Raw genomic sequence first — 19,290 nt, 5'->3', positions numbered from 1 at the left:
AATAAAGATACATGCTCGCCAAAGCGAGGCGCTGGAGGCATAGAACTTTGCCTTCTGGGCACATGGCGGGAAAAACTATGTCCTTGGCGGCAGTGGACGCGCCGAACGGCTTTCCCTCTCCTTGAGAGCAGGAACACGGGACAAAGAGATGCAGCAGCACATCGCAATCATCGGCGCCGGAATCGGCGGCTTGTCGCTGGCCTGGGCGCTGCACAAGCGGGGTGCCCGGGTGTCGCTTTACGAACAGGGAGCGATCCCTAACCCGATCAGTTCGTCGTTCGACGAGCACCGGATCACCCGGCACACCTATGGCGGGCTGAGCGGTTATGGCGCCCTGATGCCGCTGGCGTTCCGGGCCTATGAGGAGCTGTGGCGCGATCTCGGCGCGACGCATTACCTGCCGACCAACCTGCTGTATGTCGCCCGCCGCGCTTCGGACTGGTACGAGGCAACAGCTGGTGAACTCGACGCCATGGGCATCGCCCACCGACCGGTGTCGAAGGCGGAAATCGCGACGCGGCTGCCGATGCTGCGCCAGGAGGGTATCGCCGAGGCGTTCGAAGCTGAGGGCGCCGGCATGCTGTTCGCCAGCCGCATCGTCACTGATCTGGCCAGGTGGCTGGCCGAGGCCGGCGTGGCGCTGCATCCGCATAGCCGGGTGAGCGAGGTCGACACCGAAGCCGGCAGCTTCACGGTGAACGGCGAGCGTCGCTCTGCCGACGTGGTCGTCATCGCCGCCGGCGCCTGGCTGCCCGCCATCTATCCCGCGGCGCGGCCCCGCCTTACCCCCTCGCGCCAGGTGATGCTCTACCTGCAGCCGCCGGTCGAACTGGCAACGGCCTGGGCCGCGGCGCCGGTGCTGGTCGACCAGGGCGTCACCCATGGCGGCTACATCCTGCCACCGCGCGGCGGCACCCGGCTGAAGATCGGCGATCACGTGTTCACCCGCCGCGGCGACGGCTCGGACAATCGCATCGCGACACCGGAGGACGTGGCGGCGGTGAAGACGGCAGCAAGCGAGATCTTTGAAGGGTTCGAGCGCTACGAGCTGCTCGAGGCCAAGGTCTGCTACTACACCGTCACCGACGATGAGCGCTTCGTGGTCGAGCCGATCGGGGCGAGGAGCTGGCTGCTTAGCGCGTGCTCCGGGCACGGCTTCAAGCTGGGTCCGGTGATTGCGTCGGGGCTGGCCGATGCGATCACCGGGAAGCGGGATGCGACTGAGGTGACTGCCTGGGCGGCGGGGAAGGGATAGAGGTTTTCCGACCCCGCTACCGAAGCCGGCCGCTCAGGTGGAAGGAGCGGCCGGTCGACGTGTCCCCTCACCCAGCAACAGCAGTTCGGCTCCTGGCGGAGAAACTGCTGATCCCGTGGTCAGGGCGGCGCTAGAGCTACACTCCGGCGTCGAGATGACCGCGCAGGTGCAAGATGTCGTAGCCGGCGCCCGCGGCCTTGCCGATGAGGTCTTCGGTCGCCTCGCGGCCGGCCTGGCTGAGCGCCCATAGTGTGGTCGAGCGGGTGCCGGAGCGGCAATAGGCGAGAACTGGCCCTTCGACGCTGTCGAGCGCCTGGCGGGTCGCCTCGATCAGCTCGTCACGGACGCCGTCACGACCCAGCGGAATGGCGAAGTAGCGGAGACCGGCGGCTGCCGCCGCCTCAGCGATAACCGCGCCTGGCGGCTGGGTGGCATCCTCGCCATCCGGGCGATTGTTGATGATGGCGACGAACCCGGCTGCCTTCAGCCGTGCCACGTCGTCGATGCCGATCTGCGGCGAGACGCTGACCCGCTCGTCGATATGCTTGATGTCCAACTTTCAGCTCCCGCGTTGCGTGGTGACTGCCCTGCCCCCGGCCTCAGGCCGAGGTCAGTACGCGGTCCAGATTCGAGATATGGCGATAGGCGCCGTGCCAATAGAGCAGCGGCTCCGCCGTCTCGCGGGTGCGGATGGCGCGGACCCGGCCGATCAGGATGGCGTGTGAGTGGCGCTCGATCGCTTCGTCGAGCTCGCAGTCGATCACCGTCAGGGCGTCGGACAGGCCCAGCGCGCCGGTGGCCAGTTCCTGCCAGGCCGCACCCTCGTAACGCGCAACGCCCGTGGCGCCGCCGCGACCGCTGAAGCGGTCGGCGACGTGCAGTTGGTCATGTGCCAATAGGTTGATGCAGAAGCTCTGATGCTCCCGAACCACCGGCCAGGACGAAGACGAACGGTTGAGACAGACGATCATCGCCGGCGGATCCATGGAGAACGATGAGACCGACGTCGCGGTGAAGCCGGTGCGCTGCTCGCCACGCCCGGTGGTGATGACGCTCACCGCCCCCGCCAGGTGACGCATCGCGCGCTTGAATGCAGCTGCGTCGGCAAATGCATCCTGGGTCAATGCATCCTGCGGGGCCGCGGCGGCCACATTGGGATCGAGCAAAGTCATCACGCAACTCCGTGGGTCAGGACATAGCGACGAGGCGCGGCTGAGCGGACGCCACGAACGCTGAGCGACCACAGGAGCTGTGGGAGGCTTCGGCGGCGCTGGGGCGTGACGTTCGACATGGAGCAAATTGCACCACGACAGGCCGCACCGGCGCGAGAGCAGCCGTTGCTAATCTCGGCAGCCCCTTACAAATTGTGCCGCGAGAGCCGGCCCGATTGAGAACGCCATGCTATTTTTGAATTTAGTCCATAATTTTAGTGGACTAAATGTGTTGGCCCACAGCTCGAGTCAGCGGTCCGATCGAACGCTACCCTACTGCCCCTGCAGCGCCCGCATTTCCGCAGTGTAGGAGGGCAGCAGTTGCACCAGGTCTGCCGCGGCGGCACCGAAATCGCCGATCGGCATATCGAGGCGCTTCTCGAAATAGGCGAGCGACAGGCCGGCTTTCGGCCGCGCCAGGGTGGTGGGAAGGGTCGTCATCGAGGCAAGGTAGAACCCCAATTCGCTGAGGTAGCCGCTCCGCAGGGTCGCGGTAGCGGCTGTGGCGCCGCCCGCCCTGAGGCCCGCCAGGTAGCGCCCGAACAGGTCCCGCTCGCGCCTCGCCACCTCGACGAAGCGCCTGCCCCAGCTCAGCGCCGATCCAATGAAGCGGCCACCATCGGCACCCAGCGGCTCGTTGCCGAGGCCGGCCCAGTCGATGGCGATGGTTTCGCCCGGCCGGTGAAAGAAGTTGCTGATCGGGCAATCGGCCAATCCCAAGGCATGCGGCAAGCTCTTCGACCGCTCAACCAGATCGAGACAGGCCGCCACATAGGCCACCACGGTCTCCACCGGCTGGTGCGCGCACATGGCGCGGACCATCGGCTCGTCCCGCAGCGCCAGGAGGTCGGCGGCGCGCGTCGCGAAATCGAAGCCCTCGGCGCTTTTCACCTGGAAATCGCCTCCGGTCGGAAACTCGAATAGCGGGGCTTCGGCTGCCGCCCCGGCATTCCATAACCCAAGGTCGTACGCCATGGCGCCCAGTTGCTCGGCCGAGAATGGCGGCGCCTCCGCCTCGGTCAGATCCTCGAGCCACAGGATGGTCAGAGTGTCGTTGGGCCGCGAGATGTGAAAACACTTGGCTGGCCTCAGACCACCACCACCGCCGACGAAATATCGCCTCTCGTAGACCAGCACCTCGTTGCGCGGGTCGACCGGCGTGCCGAGAACATTGGGCACCGACAGGTCGATCAGCTTGGTCACCGAGGACCAGGGGCTCGCGGCGCCGGCCGCCGACGCAAGGCCCGAGACCCGGACAATGCCGATGGTTCGAGGATCGGCATGCGATGTTTCGATCTCGGTGAAGGCTACCGATTGCACCTCGGACGTGGCAACGCCAAGCACACGGGAGGCAACCTGGGCCAACTCGGCAGGCGGGATGGCGGCGAAGATCCGCGCCAGTTGCTCCTTCATCGGTCAGCTTGCCCGGCCTCGCCGGTGCGCTTCACGAGACTCAGGTAGAAGGTGCTGCGATGCGTGAACCCAAGTGCCTCGTAGAGCCGGATCGCAGCGATGTTGCCATCATCGACGCCGAGGAACGGCGTTCGGCCAGCATCGACGATTTCCTGCATCACGGCCGAGACGACCGCCCTGGCGTAGCCCCTGCCCCGATAGTCGGGGTGGGTGCAGACGGTGGCGACTTCGGTGTAGCGGTCGAAGCGCAGCCGTTCACCCGCCAGCGCCACCAGCTTGGCGCCATCGAAGATACCGCGGAAATTACCCAGCTCCAGGGCACGTGGGCCAAGCGGCCCCGGGCGCGCCACATCCACCAATGCCAGCATCTGCGGAAAATCGGCCACACTCAGCCTGACTGTCGCGATGTCAGGTGCAGCCGGGCTTGGCCCATCCGCAACCATCTGCAGGACCGGCTTGACCGACTGCACCTCGAGCTCGGCGGTGGATTGAAGCACCTGGGGGGCGATGACGAGGATTTCCTCCCCAACAGCCATCGCCCAGGCGAGCGTCGACAGGTTGGCCGGCGAAACCGCTTCGAGGGCCACGACACGGGCGATGTCGGGCGACAGCAGTCGGATGCGACCGACCGCCCGGCTGTAGCCTGCCCACGCCCCGTTCAGGGCGTTCCAGAGATGATTATCGAGTGGATGAAGCACCAATCCGTCAGCCAACCTTGCCACCCCCTCCACAGATACTGCAAATCTTTGTCGTTTGAACAGACACACTCCAGTTGATGTGGCACATCCCCCAATCTAACGGCCAATGAATTCTGCATATCTCCACCTAGACGAGCAGACGTGCTAGCGTTCGTCTTGGGTGGCACTGACCTTGAGGGACAGGATATGGCAGATCGGGTGCGCCTGGGGGTGATCGGGACGAGCGGCTGGGCCGAACTGCTCTATCTCAATACGTTGCGCGACTATGACGACGTCGAGCTTGTGGCGCTCGCCGGACGCAATGAAGCGCGACTGGCCGAGCTCGCGGAGCGCTTCGCCATCAAGGGCATCCACCGCGACTATCGCGAATTGATCGCGCGCGATGATCTCGATGCCGTGGCCGTGGTGGTGCCCGACGACCTGCACAAGGAGGTGACGCTCGCGGTGATCGAGCGGGGCCTCCATGTCCTTTGCGAAAAGCCGTTGGCCAACTCGGCCGCCGACGCCCGGCAGATGCTCGACGCGGCTCAGCGGGCCGGGGTCAGTCACATGGTGCTGTTCACCTGGCGCTGGCAGCCGCACTTTCAGTATGTGAAGGCGCTGATCGAGGCCGGCACGTTCGGACGGATCTATCGCACGCACCTGTCGTTCATTACCAACTTCGCCCATGACGGAAAGTACCAGTGGCGGCTCGACCCGGCCCGAGCGAACGGTGTCCTGGGCGACCTCGGCTCGCATCTGTTCGATCTGGCGCGCTGGCTGACCGGCGAGGAAATCGCCAGCGTCAGCGCCGACCTCGGCACGGCGGTGTCGCGCCGCGCCATTGCCGGCCACGAGGGCAGGCCCAGCAATAACGACTTCGCCCATGTGACCTTTCGCTATACCGGCGGCGCCCAAGGTATCGTCGACGTCACCAATGTCAGCCACGACAGCGACCGCATCGTGCAGCACCTGTTGCGCGTTGAAGGCGAGAATGGCGCGCTCGAACTCGATCACGTGCTGTTCGGGTCGGGAGCCAAGCTCAGCCTCAAAAGCTTCAGGCCCGGGGGCGAGACGGTGCCGCTAGAGGTGCCGGCCGAGTTCTATGGCGCCGCCAACCCGGCCGATGCGCTCAGCGTCTACAACACCACCCCGATCGGCGTGCGCGGCTTCGTCTCGGCCATCCGCGCCGGCAGAAGACCCGCGCCGGATTTCGAGGATGGCTGGCGGGCCCAGCAACTGGTCGATGCGGCCCTCCTCTCGAACGCCGAACGGGGTTGGGTCGAAGTCGGCGTTGGGAGGCCAGCTGGCCGGTGACCATCACCCGCCCCGCGCTCGGCACCCCGGGTTGGGACGATGCCCTCATGCTGCGGCGCGCCGTGCTGCGCACGCCACTGGGGCTCGACTTCACCGCTGCCGATATTGCCGCTGAAGCCGGCGATACCCTGTTCGCCGCTTATCGCGATGCGAGGCTTATCGGTGTCGTCATGCTCAGGCCTGAGGGCGTGGACAGCGTCAAGTTGCGCCAGATGGCCGTTGCCGAGGATATGCGGGGCCAGCGTGTCGGCGAACATTTGCTCGAGGCATTCGAGGCACATGCCCGCGCCCTCGGGGTGCGTCATATCGGGCTCGCGGCGCGCCGCACCGCGATCGGCTTTTACGAGCGGCAGGGCTACGCCGTGGACAGTGACGAGTTCATCGAGGTGACGATCCCGCATCGGCACATGAGCAAGACGCTGCGCTGAGGGTGGCCTCAGCCGGCTGCTCGCACGGCAGTTGTCGACGTCGCGCCCTCCCCTTATGGCTTGATGGACAAAGCAAAAATCCACAGCCGCACACCGCCATGCATTCGTATGCAGAATCAATTTGCATTCGTATGCAAAATTGTCATAGCGTTTGCACATCGCAGGCACGGCGACCCCGAAACGCTCCTTCGTCCCTCGGGTCTGTCGCAGCTCCTGCGCGGGAGAACATCACCTGGGCATGAGGAACAGCCCGGTGAACACAGGAGAGACGAGATGAAGCATTTTCTGGCGGCCGGCGTGTCCATCGCGGCGCTCTGTCTAGGCGCAGGCGCGGCGTTTGCCGATTGCGGGGTCACCGCGGGTTCGGTTCGCATTCTGTCGAACGACTTCGAGGCGCTGCGCCTCGTCAACAGCACGGCTGAGGAGTGCGCCACCGATGCGGTGAAGGTCACCGCCAACGCCACTGCCGAGCACAAGAACCTGCAGGTGCCGGCACTCTCGATCAATCCGGCCGAGTACACCGTGGCCGTGGTCGCCAACAACTCGATCGTACCGCTGCTCAACGACAACCTGATCCGGCCGCTCGACGACCTGGTCGCAAAGTATGGCCAGGACCTGCAACCCAACCAGTTGATCAAGATCGACGGCAAGGTCATGGCCATCGCCTTCATGGGCAACGGCCAGCACCTGTTCTACCGCAAGGACATCCTCGACAAGGCCGGCGTCGCCGCGCCCAAATCCTGGGACGACGTGCTCGCTGCCGCCAAGGCGATCAAGGATGCCGGGCTGATGGAAACCCCGCCGGCCGCCAGCGTGAAGCCGGGTTGGGATCTCGCCGCCGAGTTCGTCAACGCCTATCTCGGCACCGGTGGCGAGTTCTTTGCCCCCGGCAGCGCCGAGCTCGCCATCGACAACGACAATGGCTTGAAGGTGCTCGAGACCATGAAGGCGATGACCGCCTACATGGACCCTGATTACCTCACCTTCGACGCCAACGGCATCAAGGCCGAGTACGAGGCGGGCAAGGTCGCCATCATGAACGAGTGGGGCTCGCTTGCCGGTGCCACGCTGGATGCCGAAGGCGCCGCCGACGGCGTCGTCGCCAACACCGTGCTCGCCGCCGCGCCGACCATTGCCGGCCAGTCCATCCCGGGCGCCGCGCTGTGGTGGGATGGCTTCACCATCGCCAAGAACATCTCGGACGAAGATGCCGAGGCCTCGTTCCGCGCCATGGTGCACGGCATCAGCCCGGATATGGTGGCCAAGAACGCTGCCGTCGCCACCTGGCTGGTCAAGGGCTACACCCCCGGCCCAGCAGCGGTCGGCGTCATCGCCAATGCTACCGGTGGCGCCCGTGCCTACCCGATGCAGCCCTATGTGGGCCTGCTGCACACAGCGCTCTCGGCCGAGCTCGCCGAATTCATGGCCGGCCAGGAGGATGCGAAGCAAGCGCTTGCCGACGTGAAGGCGGCCTATGACACTGCCGCCAAGGAAGGCGGCTTCCTCTAAGCCCGGTTCATCGGGAGAGGCCACCGTTCTCCGGCCTCTCCCGACTTCTGTCAGCCGAACTGGAGGCGCTCGATGCCGCATAAGACATTCTTCGCCTTCATTCTCCCATCGCTGATCGCGATGGTGCTGTTCATCGCCCTGCCCATCGTCTCGGTGGTGGTGCAATCATTCTATGTCGAACACGGGCGCATCCTCGTCGAAGTCGAGAACTGCCAGCCGTTCGGCGGCTGCACCAAGGAGGTGCGGGTCGACGCCGACGCGACCGCCAGGCTCGAACAGGAACAGCCGCTCGGCCAGTTCAACGGGCTCGGCACCTACCTCAACCGCGGGCACCTGGCGGTCAACGAGCTCGGCGCCATCTTCGCCGATAACCGCGGGCTCGCCGACGTCCTCACCCGCATCTACAACCTGCCCTTCTATAAGGCACTCGCTTTCACCCTGGTGTTCTGCTTCGTGGTGACGCCGCTCGCCATGGCGCTGGGCTTTCTGATCGCGCTGGCGGTCAACACCATCCCCCGCTTCATCAAGGGGCCGGTGATCTTCTTCTCGCTGCTGCCGATGATCATTACGCCGCTGGTCGGCTCGCTCATCCTTTACTGGATGATCCACCCGCAAGGCATTATCGGCGCCACCATCCAGGACATCTTCAACGATCCGCGCCTGTCGCTGCGCGCCTCGCCGCTGCTGACCTGGCTGTCGCTGCTGTTCTACGGCATCTGGACCAATGCGCCGTTCTCCTTCGTGGTGTTCTATGCAGGGCTGCAGACCGTGCCGGCCGATACGCTGGAATCGGCGATGATCGACGGCGCCTCGCGCTGGGAGCGCATCCGTTTCGTCATCATGCCCCACCTCGCGCCGCTCGCGACCTTTGTCGCCCTGGTGCAGTTGATGGACAATTTCCGCGTCTTCGAACCGATCGTCGGGTTCTCGGCCGAGGCCAATGCCACCTCGCTGAGCTGGATGATCTTCAACGACCTCTCGGGCGATGCCCAGCTGTTCGGCTCGGCCGGCGCTACCTCGGTGCTGACCATTGTCGGCGTGGTCATCCTGCTGCTGCCGGTGCTGGTACGCACCTGGCGCGAATTCAACCACAAGGTGGTGTGACGATGTCGGACTCCATCGCGCTCCGGCGCCCGCTGCCGCTCAAGCTGATCGTCTCCGCCTTCATTGTGCTGTGGGTGATCCTCGCCGCCTTCCCGTTCCTCTGGACGGTGTGGGGGTCGTTCAAGGTCGAGGTCGACTTCTTCTCCCGCGAGAGCTGGTGGAACGCCATCTTCGGCACCAACACTATCAAGGAGACGGGTTCGGCTTTCACCGGCGACGGCTACTACGGTGCCTGGGTAACGCGCGAATTCTGGCGCGCCGTGTTCAACACCGCGATCGTCACGGTGTCGGTGACCATCATCTCGCTGACGCTCGGAACGCTCGGCGGCTATGCCCTCGCCCGCTCGGGCCAGCGCTATGCTTTCTGGATCCTGATCGCGGCGCTGGTGTTCCGCGCCATGCCGCACATCACTTTGGTCTCGGGCTACCTCCTCCCCTTCTTCCAGCTCAACATCTGGGGCGTACTGCCGACCTCGATCATCGTCCTCGTGGCCATCAACCAGCCGTTCACGCTGTGGATGCTGCACTCGTTCTTCCTGTCGATCCCCAAGGATCTTGATGAGAGCGCCATGGTCGATGGCTGCTCGCGTTTCGAGGCGTTCCGCCGCGTCATCATCCCGGTGATGTGGCCAGGCGTGGTGACCACCGGGCTGTTCAGTTTCCTGCTTGCCTATAACGACTTCGCCACCACCTCGATGCTGCTCAGTGCCGACAACCAGACCATGGTGCCCAAGATCTCGAGCTTCCTTGGCTCGGTGCAGGAACAGGGCAATGTCATGTACGCGGTGGCCGCGGTGGTCTCGGCGACGGTGCCGCTATTCATTCTCGTGCTCTTCTTCCAACGCCAGATCGTCAGCGGGCTCACCGCCGGCGCAGTGAAAGGCTGATCCCGATGGCCCGGATCCAACTCAAGAACGTGTCGAAGCGCTGGACCAATTTCGTCGGCGTCAAGGAATTCAGCCTCGATATCGCCGACCAGGAGTTTCTGGTGCTGCTCGGCCCATCGGGCTGCGGCAAGACCACCACCATGCGGATGATCGCCGGGCTTGAGGATGTCAGCGACGGCGAGATCTGGATCGGCGACCGGCTGGTCAACAAGCTCGAGCCCAAGGACCGCGACATCTCGATGGTGTTCCAGAGCTATGGGCTCTACCCCAACATGACGGTGTACGAGAACATCCGCTTTCCGCTGAAGGTGCGGAAAGTGCCGACCGAGCAGCACCATGAGCGGGTGATGCGCGCCAGCAAAATGGTGGAGCTCGACGAGTTCCTCGAGCGCCGCCCCGCCGCCCTTTCGGGCGGGCAGCGGCAGCGCGTGGCGCTGGCCCGCGCCATCGTGCGCGAACCCAACGCCTTCCTGATGGACGAGCCGCTTTCCAACCTTGATGCCAAGCTGCGCGTCTCGACCCGGGCGCAGATCAAGAACCTGCACCACACGCTGAAGACCACCACCATTTACGTGACGCATGACCAGATCGAAGCCATGACACTGGCCGACCGCGTCGTGGTGATGAGCCGCGGCGTGGTGCAACAGGTGGGCACCCCGATGCAGATCTACGATCGGCCCGCCAATACCTTCGTTGCCGGCTTTATCGGCTCGCCCGCGATGAATCTGGTGCCGGGCGACATCGCCGACGGGGTGTTTCGCGGCGAGAACATCGAAGTCGCCGGCCTGCCCCGTGGGGCAAAGGGCCCGGTGACGCTCGGCTTCCGAGCCGAGGATGCGACGCTCGCCGGCGAAGGCGGCAACGTCGCCGCGCCAATCTATTCGGTGGAACTGCTCGGCGAAGCCACGATGATTTCGATGCGGGCCGGCGGCGAGCTGGTATCGATCAAGACTGCCAAGGATTATCGCGCCCAGATCGGCGACCTGGTGCGGGCCAATATCGCGCCAGGCGCCTGCCACCTGTTCGACCGCACCAGCGGCGAGCGCATCGAGGCGGCCGCCTGATGTACGACACGCCAAGCAGCGCAGACCTCGCAGAAGCTGCTAGAAAGCAGCGGATCGCCATTGCGCCCGCCGAACTGCCGGCGGTGCTCGCCGGAGCCCGCTGGCTCGAGGGCTGCATGGCGCTGTTGAGGAAATCGGACCTGCTGCGTTGAGTGCTGCTGACTATTCGATCGGAACTGCCGGCGCGCGCCTGCGTGATGGCTCGCTGACCGCGGTGGCGCTGGTCGAGGCTCACCTCGCTCGGATCGGGGCGCGCGACACGCGCTACCATTCCTTCGTCACCATGACGGCGGAACGGGCGCTGGAGGATGCCGCACGGGCCGACCGGGAGCTCGGTGAAGGGGTCGACCGCGGGCCGCTGCACGGCATCCCTATCGGGCTCAAGGACCTGATCGACACGGCGGGCATCCGCACCACCTCAGGTTCGCGGCTGTTCGCGGCCCATGTCCCGGCCCGTGACGCCGCCGTCGCCGAGCGGCTGCGCGCCGCCGGAGCGGTGCTGCTCGGCAAGCTCACGACCTATGAGTTCGCGCTGGTCGGACCGAGCTTCGACCTGCCCTTCCCCGCCTCCCGCAACCCTTGGAATACCGAGCACATCACCGGCGGCTCGTCCTCCGGGTCGGCCGCCGCGGTGGCCGGCGGCTTGCTGCGCACCAGCATCGGCACCGATACCGGCGGCTCGATCCGCAGCCCGGCCAGCTATTGCGGCGTCGTCGGGCTGAAGCCGACTTACGACCGCGTCTCTCGCGCCGGCGTCTTCCCGCTCTCTCCGTCGCTCGACCATGTCGGGCCGATCAGCGCCAGTGTCGAAGAAGCGGCCCTGACGCTCGACGCCATCGCCGACGGCTGCAACGCCACGGCGCGGCTTGCCGAGGGGATCGAAGGGCGACGTATCGCCTATGCCCGCGCGTGGTTCGCCAACGACCCCGCAACGAGCCCGGCAGTCATCGCCGCGATGGACGATGCTGTCTCGGCCCTGTCGCTGCGGGGCGCGCGGATCGAGGAAGTCTCGCTGCCGGATTATCACCTCTTCGAGGCGGCCGGTGCGGTGATCATCCAGGCCGAGGCACTGGCGGTGCACACCGAGTTGCTGCGCAGCCGCGGCGACGAATACGGCGTGCTGGCCCGGCGCAACTTGCTGAGCGGCCTGAGCCTCAGTACCGACGATGTCGCCCTCGCCCGGCGCGCTGCGGACGAGCTGGCCCGCCGCATCGAGGCCGAAATCTTCGGACGGTTCGACGCGTTGGTGACCGTCAATACACTCACCCCCGCCCTGCCCTTTTCCGCCTTCGACGGAGAAACTTCGGTATGGACGCACATGCGCACCCTGCCGTTCAACCTGACGCGCAACCCGGTGCTGGCGCTGCCGATCGGCTTTACCGCCGGCCTGCCGCTCGGCATGCAGGTGGTCGGCCGGCTGGGCGACGAAGCCGGCATCTGCGCCATCGGCCAGGCGTTCGAAAACGCCACCGACCACGCAGTGCAGCGCCCTCCCCTAAGGTCTGATATCGATTTGCAGCCCGCCTGAGTAAGCTGCGACTTTACTTCGTTGCATACGTATGCAACGGTAGCTAATGTGACACAACAACTCAAGAAGCAGTGCGGGAGCGGGCAATGGCGCGTTGGTTGAAGCAGAGCAAGACGGTCGAGGAGCGCGCCGAGGCCAATAAGCAGGTGCGCCTGACGGTCGAGACCATCCTCGCCGATATCGAGAAGCGCGGCGACGACGCGGTGCGCGAGCTGTCCCGCAAGTTCGACGGCTGGGATCGCCCCGACTATCGTCTGAGCCAGTCCGAGATCGACGCCTGCATCGCGCAGCTTTCTGAGCAGGACTTGACCGACATCAGGTTCGCCCAGACCCAGGTGCGCAACTTCGCGAGGGCGCAGAAGGGCACCATGCAGGAGCTGGCGATCGAGACCCTGCCCGGCGTGACGCTGGGCCACAAGCACGTGCCGATCGCCTCGGTGGGCTGCTACGTCCCCGGCGGCAAATATCCACTGCTCGCTTCGGCCCATATGTCGGTGCTGACCGCCAAGGTCGCCGGCTGCGGCCGCGTCATCACGTGCGCTCCGCCATTCAACGGCAAGGCGGCGCCGGCGATCGTCGCGGCGCAGCACATGGCCGGTGCCGACGAGATCTACGTGCTCGGCGGCATCCAGGCGGTCGGCGCCATGGCCATCGGCACCGCAAGCATCAAGCCGGTCGATATGCTGGTCGGCCCCGGCAACGCCTATGTGGCGGAAGCCAAGCGCCAGCTGTTCGGCCGCGTCGGCATTGACCTGTTTGCCGGCCCCACCGAGACCCTCGTCATCGCCGACGAAACCGTCGATGGTGAACTCTGCGCCACCGACCTGCTCGGCCAGGCCGAGCACGGCCCGACTTCCCCGGCGATCCTTCTCACCAATTCCGAGAAGCTGGCGCGCGACACCATGGATTATGTCGAGCGGCTGCTGAAGATCCTCCCGACCGGCGAAGTGGCGCGGCAATCCTGGCTGGATTTCGGCGAGGTGATCGTCTGTGACAGCTATGAGGAAATGGTCGAGGTCGCCGACCGCATCGCGTCGGAGCACGTGCAGGTGATGACCGATCGCGACCTGTGGTTCCGAGATACCCTGCAGAACTATGGCGCGCTGTTCCTCGGGCCGCGCACCAATGTCGCCTATGGCGATAAGGTCATCGGCACCAACCATACGCTGCCCACCATGAAGGCGGCCCGCTACACCGGCGGGCTGTGGGTGGGCAAGTTCCTCAAGACCTGCACCTGGCAGATCGTCGAATCCGACGAAGCCTCGGCGATGGTCGGTGAATATGCCTCGCGGCTCTCGATGCTCGAAGGCTTTGCCGGCCATGCCGAGCAGGGCAATATCCGGGTCCGCCGCTACGGCGGGCGCAACGTTCCCTACGGTACCGCCGCCAGCCCCAAGGCGGCCGCCGAGTAAGATGAGCCTGCCGCGCACCCCCAGCATCCGGCTCGACGGCAAGCGCGCCCTGGTGACGGGTGGCACGCGCGGCATCGGGCTGGGCGCTGCGGTGGCGCTGGCGGAGGCTGGCGCGGCGGTGACCATCACCGCCCGTACTGCCTCCGACGTCGAAGCGGTGGTCGCCGAGATGCGGCAAGCCGGCCTCGATGTCGCCGGCGCCGCGCTCGATGTCACCGATCTCACGGCAAGCGCCGAGCTGATCGCCGCGAGCCCGCCCTTCGACATTCTCGTCAACAGCGCCGGTGGCGCGCGGCACGGCGAATTCCTGGACGTAACGGAGGCCGATTACGACGCGGTGGCCGGGCTCAACCTCAAGGCGCTGCTGTTCGTCTCGCAGGCGGTGGCGCGGCGGCTGGTCGAAACCGGCCGGCCCGGCTCGATCATCCACATCTCCTCGCAGATGGGCTATGTGTCGGCGCCGCGTCGGGCGGTCTATTCGGCCACCAAGTTTGCGGTGGAAGGCCTCAGCAAGGGCATGGCCATCGAGCTGGGACCACACAATATTCGCGTCAACACGATCTGCCCGACCTTCATCGAAACCGAGATGACGGCGAAAAACCTGAGCGATGCGGATTTTCGTGGCTGGGTATTGGGTAAGATCAAGCTGGGGCGGCTGGGGCGGATCGAGGACATCATGGGACCAGTGGTTTTCCTCGCCTCCGATTGGGCGGCGATGATTACCGGCTCGGCATTGATGGTGGATGGCGGATGGACGGCGGAATAACCAAGAAGGCGCCAGTCACCTCGTCGCAGGTGGCCGAGCACGCGGGCGTCAGCCAGTCCGCCGTGTCGCGCACCTTCACGCCCGGCGCATCGATCTCACCCAAGACCCGGGCCAAGGTGCTGGCCGCCGCCAAGGAGCTGGGCTATCGGCCCAATGCCATTGCCCGCTCGCTGATCACCAACCGATCGCGCATCATCGCCGTGGTGATGGCCTATCTCGAGAACCTGTTCTACCCCGACGTGCTTGAGGAACTGGGCCGGCGGCTCTCGGCCGAGAACTATCACATGCTGCTGTTCACCGGCTTCAAGGACCGCGACAGCGACCCGGTGTTCGACCAGCTGATGCAGTATCGCGTCGACGGCATCATCCTCGCCTCGACGTCGCTCAGCTCCGAGCTTGCCGCCGAATGCGCCGTGGCCGGCATCCCCGTGGTGCTGTTCAACCGCACCACCGAACGCGACGAAACCTCGTCGGTCACCACGCGCAACCACGAAGGCGGCCGGCTGCTCGGCGAGTTCCTGATCGCCGGTGGCCACAAGAGTTTTGGCTATGTCGCCGGACTCGAGAACTCCTCGACCAATCGCGACCGCTTCGGCGGTTTCCGCGAGGCGCTGGCGGCGCATGGCATCACCGAGATCGAAATCCGCACCGGCAATTATTCGCGCAGCGAGGCCGAGGCCGCAGCGCGCGAGTTGCTCGCCCTGCCCCATCGCCCCGAGGCGATCTTCGTTGCCAATGACCACATGGCGGTGGCGGTGATGGATGTGGCTCGACATGAGTTCGGCCTCCGGATCCCCGAGGACCTGTCGATCGTCGGCTATGACGATGTCGGACCGGCCCGCTGGCCGAGCTACGGCATCACCTCGGTTACCCAGCCGATCGAGCCGATGGTCGAAGCCACGGTCGATATCCTGATGGACCAGATTCACTCGGGCGAGATCGAGCCGCAGCACAAGGTGCTGCCCGGCGAACTGATCGTCCGCAGCTCCGCTCGCCTGCCTAAGGCCGGCATATTCGAGGTCGATGGCCAGCGCCTGTACCGCCCGGCGGCAACTAAGAGAGTCCCGCTTTGATGGCGCGCGCTGTGCATACGAATGCATCTGAAAAGGAAAGGAAATTCCAATGAGCGACTGGACCTTGGAGGCGATGGAGAAGCGCCTCGTCCGCTATGCCGATCTCAAGGGCCTGAAGAACGCCTTCATCGATGCCCGCACCCCGGGCTCGGATCGGAAGGAGAACTTCACCATCATCGGGCCGGGCGTCTCGGAAAACCCGGCGCAGGTGGTGCATATCCCCGAGGCGCATGGCTTCAACATCGGCGCGGCGCGCCAGCCCTTCGGCTGCACCAACAGCCAGCATAGCCACCTCACCGCCGAGACCTTCGTAGTGCACACCGGCAAATGGCGCTTCGTCTTCGGCGCCAACAAGGACGAGGGCTATATCGACGTCGAGCCCGGTGACGTGGCGACGGTGCCAACCCACATGTTCCGCGGCTTCGAAAAGCGCGACGAAGGCACGGGCTTTCTGTTCGTCGTGCTCGGCCACGATGATCCGGGCAAGGTGGTCTGGGCCCCATCGGTGTTCAAGATGGCCGAGGATTTCGGGCTGAAGCTGCTGAAAGGCGGCAAGCTGATCGATACGACGCTGGGCGAAAAGGTGCCCGAGGGCGCAGAAATGGAGCAGCCGCCTGACGCGGCAAAGCTCAGGGAGTTGGCAACGCCGCCGATGTCGGAGCTGGCAAAATATGCGGTCAAGGCCGCAGATATGCGGGCCAACCCCAACTCGCCGCTGTCGGGCCCCGGGGTCGAGGAAGACGCGCTGATCGGCGACGTCGATGCTGGCGACGGCTTTGCCGCCGGCCCGATCATCGGCCACTGGCGGCACGATTTTGCCCTGCGCCGGCTGAAGCTCGAAACCGGCGCGACGATCCCCGCGCATTCGCGCTCGGAGCAGGAAGTGATCTTCGTCCAGTCCGGCACGCTCGAGTTCAACTGGGATGGTGGCAAGCTGATCCTTGGCGCCGGCGACACGCTGACTGTGCCGATCGGCCTCATGCACGGCTATCGCAACCCGGCTTCGGCCGATGCCATCGCCTTCGTCATCCGCGGCGCCGCCGCGCCCGCCGCGCCGGTGTTCGCCGAGGGGCGTGTCGCAGCGGAATAGGCTCAAGGCGGGCCGCGCGCCCGCCCTTCACTCCCGGGAGAACCTGATGCCGGCCATCTCAGCCGAAACGCTCGCGGTGCTGCGCCGCAACGACACCCCCACCGTCTGCAATGCGCTGGAGCATGTGATGGGCGGCCGCACCGCCGAGGGTTTTACCAAAAGTCCGACAGTCTCGGCCGACCCCAGCCTGCCGCCGGTGGTTGGCTTTGCCCGCACCGCAAAGATCCGCGCCTCGTCGCCGGCCCAGAAGCCGGCTGCCGAAGTCCGGGCCCTGCGCATGGCCTATTACGAGTACGTCTCGGCCGGCGCCGGCCCGAACGTCGTGGTGATCGAGGATACCGACTGGCCGCACTGCATCGGCGGCTTCTGGGGCGAGATGCAGGTGGCCCAGCACAAGGGCCTGGGACTTGCCGGTACGCTGACCAATGGCGTGCTGCGCGACCTCGGGATGCTCGACCCCGGCTACCAGGTGATCGCCGGCTCGGTCGGCCCCAGCCACGCTTTCGTCCACGTCACCGAGCTCGACGTCCCGGTGACGGTGTTCGGCATGACGGTGAAGCCGGACGACCTGATCCACGCCGACCGGCACGGCGCCGTGGTGATCCCGGCCCAGCATATCGAGAAGATGCCGGCCGCCATCGACATTGTGGTTCGGAAGGAGCAGCCGATCCTGCGCGCGGCCAGAGCCCCGGGGTTTACGGTGGAAAAGCTGCGGGCGGCTTGGCTGGAGGCGGACGGGATTAAGTGACGAGCTCCGCAGTCGGCGAACCTCTCCCGCTTGCGGGGGAGGGGGACCACGCTTTAGCGTGGTGGAGGGGGGAGCGCCACGCGCGGAGCTGATCTTGCGGGCACCAGACTTCATTCGCGAGCGGGCGAAGGACATGCGGCGCGTCATGACGCCGTCGGAAAAGACCCTATGGTTTCTGCTCCGGCGCAAGGAGCTCGGACTATACTTTCGCCGCCAGCACCCGATCGGCCCCTACATTCTCGACTTCTATTGCGCTGCGGCCAAGCTTTGCGTCGAAGTCGATGGCCCGATGCACCAGGAGCGAACTGAACGCGACCAGCGACGAACCGCGTGGTTGGCGAAAGAAGGGATCAGAGTGATCCGTTTTACCGTTGACGAGATCGGCGCAAGGCCGGCGGTGGTGCTGGCAACTATCGCGCGTGGGGCACCCCCCTCCACCGCCTGACGGCGGTCCCCCTCCCCCGCAAGCGGGAGAGGTTCGCCGACTGTCCGCCTCGGCGCAAAACTCAGAAGTCCCCTACCCCTGCATCCGATCTAGCCGCAGCTGCGCCGCGCGCCTGTGCCCCTCGAGTGTCTCGCTGGCGCTCTGGCGGGCGGCCGGCGGCGCGACCGCCTTCACCCCGCGCTCGTCGAGCCACTGGTGGGTGGCGATCTTCACATAGGCGCCCACCCATAGCCCACCGGTATAGCGCCCTGCCCCCATAGTGGGCAGCGTATGGTTGGTGCCGACGCATTTGTCGGAGTAGACGACGCTGGCCAACTGCCCGATGAACAGCGAGCCGTAGTTACGGAGCTTGTTGGCCATCGCCTGTGAGTCGGCGGTGTGCACCTGCAGGTGCTCGGCGGCGACATAATCGGAATAGGCGATCAGCGCTGCTTCATCGTCACAGACGACGATCTCGCCATAGTCCTTCCACGCCACCCCGGCCACCGGCGCGGTCGACAGCGTCTCGAGCTGGCGTTCAACCTGCTTGAGCGTCGCCTCGGCCAGGGCCCGGTCGATGGTGATCAGCCCGACGCGGGTGCGCACATCGTGCTCGGCCTGTGCCAGCATGTCGGTGGCGATCATTTCGGCGTCCCCCGTCGCGTCGGCGACAATGAAGATCTCCGAGGGGCCGGCGAGCTGGTCGATGCCGACCGGGCCGAACACCTGGCGCTTGGCCTCGTTGACGAAGGCATTGCCGGGCCCGACGATCTTGTTGACCGCCGGCACGCTCTCGGTGCCATAGGCCATGGCGGCAATTGCCTGCGCCCCGCCGATCCGGAAGATACGGTCGGCGCCCGAGAGGTGGCAGCCGGCGATCATTGCCTTGTGAGCATTGGGCGGCAGGCAGGCGATCACCTCATCGACGCCGGCGACCTTGGCCGGCACGATGGTCATGATCGGCGCGGACAGCAGCGGATAGCGGCCGCCCGGCACGTAGCAGCCGACCCGCTCGATCGGGATGACGCGGTGGCCGAGGTGCACCCCGGGCAGCGTCTCGATCTCGAGCGGCAGGATGGTTGCGAGCTGCGCCTCGGCGAAGCGGCGGACATTGGCGATGGCGAATTCGGTATCGGCCCGGGTCTGCGGGTCGAGTTCGGCCAGCGCCGCCTCGCGCTCGGCCGCCGTCACCTCGAACACCGCGACATCGGCCTTGTCGAACTTCTGGCTGTAGTCGCGCACCGCCGCGTCGCCGCGCTCGCGCACATTGCTGATGATCTCGGTGACCAACGCCTCGACCGGAGCGTTGTCGCTCACCTGATTGCGGGACGGTGCCTTGACGTAGCTGATGCCCGAGGGCGCGCGGGTTGAATCGGACATGAGG

Annotated in this window: 20 protein-coding genes; 15 read left to right on the top strand and 5 right to left on the bottom strand. The window is 65.8% G+C overall.

Features of this window, described 5'->3' with window-relative positions; genetic code table 11:
• The first annotated feature begins 148 nt into the window (after positions 1–148).
• Positions 149–1,255 (top strand): FAD-binding oxidoreductase, encoded by a 1,107-nt coding sequence (locus ASC89_RS11285; RefSeq protein WP_055997715.1) that lies wholly within the window; start codon positions 149–151, stop codon positions 1,253–1,255.
• Positions 1,256–1,391: 136 nt separating this feature from the next.
• Here ASC89_RS11285 and ASC89_RS11280 read toward each other — a convergent pair whose 3' ends face one another.
• The 4 genes from ASC89_RS11280 to ASC89_RS11265 form a co-directional block, all read right to left on the bottom strand.
• A complete protein-coding gene (locus tag ASC89_RS11280) occupies positions 1,392–1,811 on the bottom strand; it encodes a TIGR01244 family sulfur transferase (RefSeq protein ID WP_055997712.1) in 420 nt (139 codons plus the stop codon).
• A 43-nt stretch (positions 1,812–1,854) separates the two neighbouring features.
• The gene (locus ASC89_RS11275; protein ID WP_156384579.1) at positions 1,855–2,427 is read right to left on the bottom strand and encodes a flavin reductase family protein; all 573 of its coding nucleotides are present in this window, start codon (positions 2,425–2,427) and stop codon (positions 1,855–1,857) included.
• Positions 2,428–2,739: 312 nt separating this feature from the next.
• Positions 2,740–3,879, bottom strand: a complete 1,140-nt coding sequence (locus ASC89_RS11270; protein ID WP_055997709.1) for a hypothetical protein — start codon at positions 3,877–3,879, stop codon at positions 2,740–2,742.
• Positions 3,876–4,592: a GNAT family N-acetyltransferase gene (locus tag ASC89_RS11265; RefSeq protein ID WP_156384578.1), complete on the bottom strand. Its 717-nt coding sequence runs from the start codon at positions 4,590–4,592 to the stop codon at positions 3,876–3,878. The genes ASC89_RS11270 and ASC89_RS11265 overlap by 4 nt, the downstream gene beginning before the upstream one ends.
• 171 nt (positions 4,593–4,763) lie before the next feature.
• On the opposite strand from ASC89_RS11265, the gene ASC89_RS11260 reads away from it, so the two are divergent.
• The 14 genes from ASC89_RS11260 (at position 4,764) to ASC89_RS11200 (ending at position 17,927) form a co-directional block, all read left to right on the top strand.
• Positions 4,764–5,873, top strand: a complete 1,110-nt coding sequence (locus ASC89_RS11260) for a Gfo/Idh/MocA family protein (RefSeq protein WP_055997703.1) — start codon at positions 4,764–4,766, stop codon at positions 5,871–5,873.
• The gene (locus ASC89_RS11255; RefSeq protein ID WP_200940442.1) at positions 5,870–6,301 is read left to right on the top strand and encodes a GNAT family N-acetyltransferase; all 432 of its coding nucleotides are present in this window, start codon (positions 5,870–5,872) and stop codon (positions 6,299–6,301) included. The genes ASC89_RS11260 and ASC89_RS11255 overlap by 4 nt, the downstream gene beginning before the upstream one ends.
• Before the next feature lie 273 nt (positions 6,302–6,574).
• Positions 6,575–7,810, top strand: coding sequence for an ABC transporter substrate-binding protein (locus ASC89_RS11250; RefSeq protein ID WP_055997700.1), 1,236 nt, complete (start codon positions 6,575–6,577; stop codon positions 7,808–7,810).
• A gap of 72 nt (positions 7,811–7,882) precedes the next feature.
• Positions 7,883–8,914, top strand: coding sequence for a carbohydrate ABC transporter permease (locus tag ASC89_RS11245; protein ID WP_055879174.1), 1,032 nt, complete (start codon positions 7,883–7,885; stop codon positions 8,912–8,914).
• A 2-nt stretch (positions 8,915–8,916) separates the two neighbouring features.
• On the top strand, positions 8,917–9,801 hold the full coding sequence (locus ASC89_RS11240) for a carbohydrate ABC transporter permease (RefSeq protein ID WP_055879177.1): 885 nt from the start codon (positions 8,917–8,919) through the stop codon (positions 9,799–9,801).
• 5 nt (positions 9,802–9,806) lie between these two features.
• Positions 9,807–10,865 (top strand): ABC transporter ATP-binding protein, encoded by a 1,059-nt coding sequence (locus tag ASC89_RS11235; RefSeq protein WP_055879180.1) that lies wholly within the window; start codon positions 9,807–9,809, stop codon positions 10,863–10,865.
• A complete protein-coding gene (locus ASC89_RS28475; protein ID WP_156384577.1) occupies positions 10,865–11,017 on the top strand; it encodes a hypothetical protein in 153 nt (50 codons plus the stop codon). The genes ASC89_RS11235 and ASC89_RS28475 overlap by 1 nt, the downstream gene beginning before the upstream one ends.
• Positions 11,014–12,393 carry an amidase gene (locus tag ASC89_RS11230; protein WP_055997697.1) on the top strand — a complete coding sequence of 460 codons (1,380 nt, stop codon included), beginning with the start codon at positions 11,014–11,016 and terminating at the stop codon, positions 12,391–12,393. The genes ASC89_RS28475 and ASC89_RS11230 overlap by 4 nt, the downstream gene beginning before the upstream one ends.
• Positions 12,394–12,479: 86 nt before the next feature.
• Entirely contained in the window at positions 12,480–13,805 is a 1,326-nt protein-coding gene (gene hisD / locus ASC89_RS11225; RefSeq protein ID WP_055879185.1) for a histidinol dehydrogenase, read from the top strand.
• A 1-nt stretch (position 13,806) separates the two neighbouring features.
• Positions 13,807–14,571 (top strand): SDR family NAD(P)-dependent oxidoreductase, encoded by a 765-nt coding sequence (locus ASC89_RS11220; protein ID WP_055997694.1) that lies wholly within the window; start codon positions 13,807–13,809, stop codon positions 14,569–14,571.
• The gene (locus ASC89_RS11215) at positions 14,556–15,644 is read left to right on the top strand and encodes a LacI family DNA-binding transcriptional regulator (protein WP_055997691.1); all 1,089 of its coding nucleotides are present in this window, start codon (positions 14,556–14,558) and stop codon (positions 15,642–15,644) included. Before ASC89_RS11220 ends, ASC89_RS11215 begins: the two co-directional genes overlap by 16 nt.
• Positions 15,645–15,693: 49 nt before the next feature.
• The gene (locus tag ASC89_RS11210; protein WP_055997688.1) at positions 15,694–16,734 is read left to right on the top strand and encodes a cupin domain-containing protein; all 1,041 of its coding nucleotides are present in this window, start codon (positions 15,694–15,696) and stop codon (positions 16,732–16,734) included.
• Positions 16,735–16,780: 46 nt separating this feature from the next.
• Positions 16,781–17,482, top strand: a complete 702-nt coding sequence (locus ASC89_RS11205) for an RraA family protein (protein WP_055997684.1) — start codon at positions 16,781–16,783, stop codon at positions 17,480–17,482.
• Positions 17,483–17,576: 94 nt separating this feature from the next.
• Positions 17,577–17,927, top strand: a complete 351-nt coding sequence (locus tag ASC89_RS11200; protein WP_244488439.1) for an endonuclease domain-containing protein — start codon at positions 17,577–17,579, stop codon at positions 17,925–17,927.
• A 72-nt stretch (positions 17,928–17,999) separates the two neighbouring features.
• Here the strand turns inward: ASC89_RS11200 and hisD (ASC89_RS11195) are convergent, their stop codons facing one another.
• Positions 18,000–19,286, bottom strand: coding sequence for a histidinol dehydrogenase (gene hisD / locus ASC89_RS11195; protein ID WP_055997678.1), 1,287 nt, complete (start codon positions 19,284–19,286; stop codon positions 18,000–18,002).
• Between the last annotated feature and the right edge of the window lie 4 nt (positions 19,287–19,290).

Origin of the sequence: Devosia sp. Root413D1 (assembly GCF_001425235.1) — a bacterium.
Classification (GTDB): domain Bacteria; phylum Pseudomonadota; class Alphaproteobacteria; order Rhizobiales; family Devosiaceae; genus Devosia_A.
The sequence above is the reverse complement of the archived record's forward strand: the minus strand, read 5'-3'. Positions and strand labels throughout refer to the sequence as shown.

Bases quoted from the DNA above. Each gene is read 5' to 3' on its own strand.
- ASC89_RS11240 (WP_055879177.1), top strand. From the start codon at position 8,917: ATGTCGGACTCCATCGCGCTCCGGCGCCCGCTGCCGCTCAAGCTGATC.
- ASC89_RS11220 (WP_055997694.1), top strand. From the start codon at position 13,807: ATGAGCCTGCCGCGCACCCCCAGCATCCGGCTCGACGGCAAGCGCGCC.
- ASC89_RS11275 (WP_156384579.1), bottom strand. From the start codon at position 2,427: ATGACTTTGCTCGATCCCAATGTGGCCGCCGCGGCCCCGCAGGATGCA.
- ASC89_RS11210 (WP_055997688.1), top strand. From the start codon at position 15,694: ATGAGCGACTGGACCTTGGAGGCGATGGAGAAGCGCCTCGTCCGCTAT.
- ASC89_RS11205 (WP_055997684.1), top strand. From the start codon at position 16,781: ATGCCGGCCATCTCAGCCGAAACGCTCGCGGTGCTGCGCCGCAACGAC.
- ASC89_RS11270 (WP_055997709.1), bottom strand. From the start codon at position 3,879: ATGAAGGAGCAACTGGCGCGGATCTTCGCCGCCATCCCGCCTGCCGAG.
- ASC89_RS11250 (WP_055997700.1), top strand. From the start codon at position 6,575: ATGAAGCATTTTCTGGCGGCCGGCGTGTCCATCGCGGCGCTCTGTCTA.
- ASC89_RS28475 (WP_156384577.1), top strand. From the start codon at position 10,865: ATGTACGACACGCCAAGCAGCGCAGACCTCGCAGAAGCTGCTAGAAAG.
- ASC89_RS11245 (WP_055879174.1), top strand. From the start codon at position 7,883: ATGCCGCATAAGACATTCTTCGCCTTCATTCTCCCATCGCTGATCGCG.
- ASC89_RS11215 (WP_055997691.1), top strand. From the start codon at position 14,556: ATGGACGGCGGAATAACCAAGAAGGCGCCAGTCACCTCGTCGCAGGTG.
- hisD (WP_055879185.1), top strand. From the start codon at position 12,480: ATGGCGCGTTGGTTGAAGCAGAGCAAGACGGTCGAGGAGCGCGCCGAG.
- ASC89_RS11260 (WP_055997703.1), top strand. From the start codon at position 4,764: ATGGCAGATCGGGTGCGCCTGGGGGTGATCGGGACGAGCGGCTGGGCC.
- ASC89_RS11235 (WP_055879180.1), top strand. From the start codon at position 9,807: ATGGCCCGGATCCAACTCAAGAACGTGTCGAAGCGCTGGACCAATTTC.
- hisD (WP_055997678.1), bottom strand. From the start codon at position 19,286: ATGTCCGATTCAACCCGCGCGCCCTCGGGCATCAGCTACGTCAAGGCA.
- ASC89_RS11285 (WP_055997715.1), top strand. From the start codon at position 149: ATGCAGCAGCACATCGCAATCATCGGCGCCGGAATCGGCGGCTTGTCG.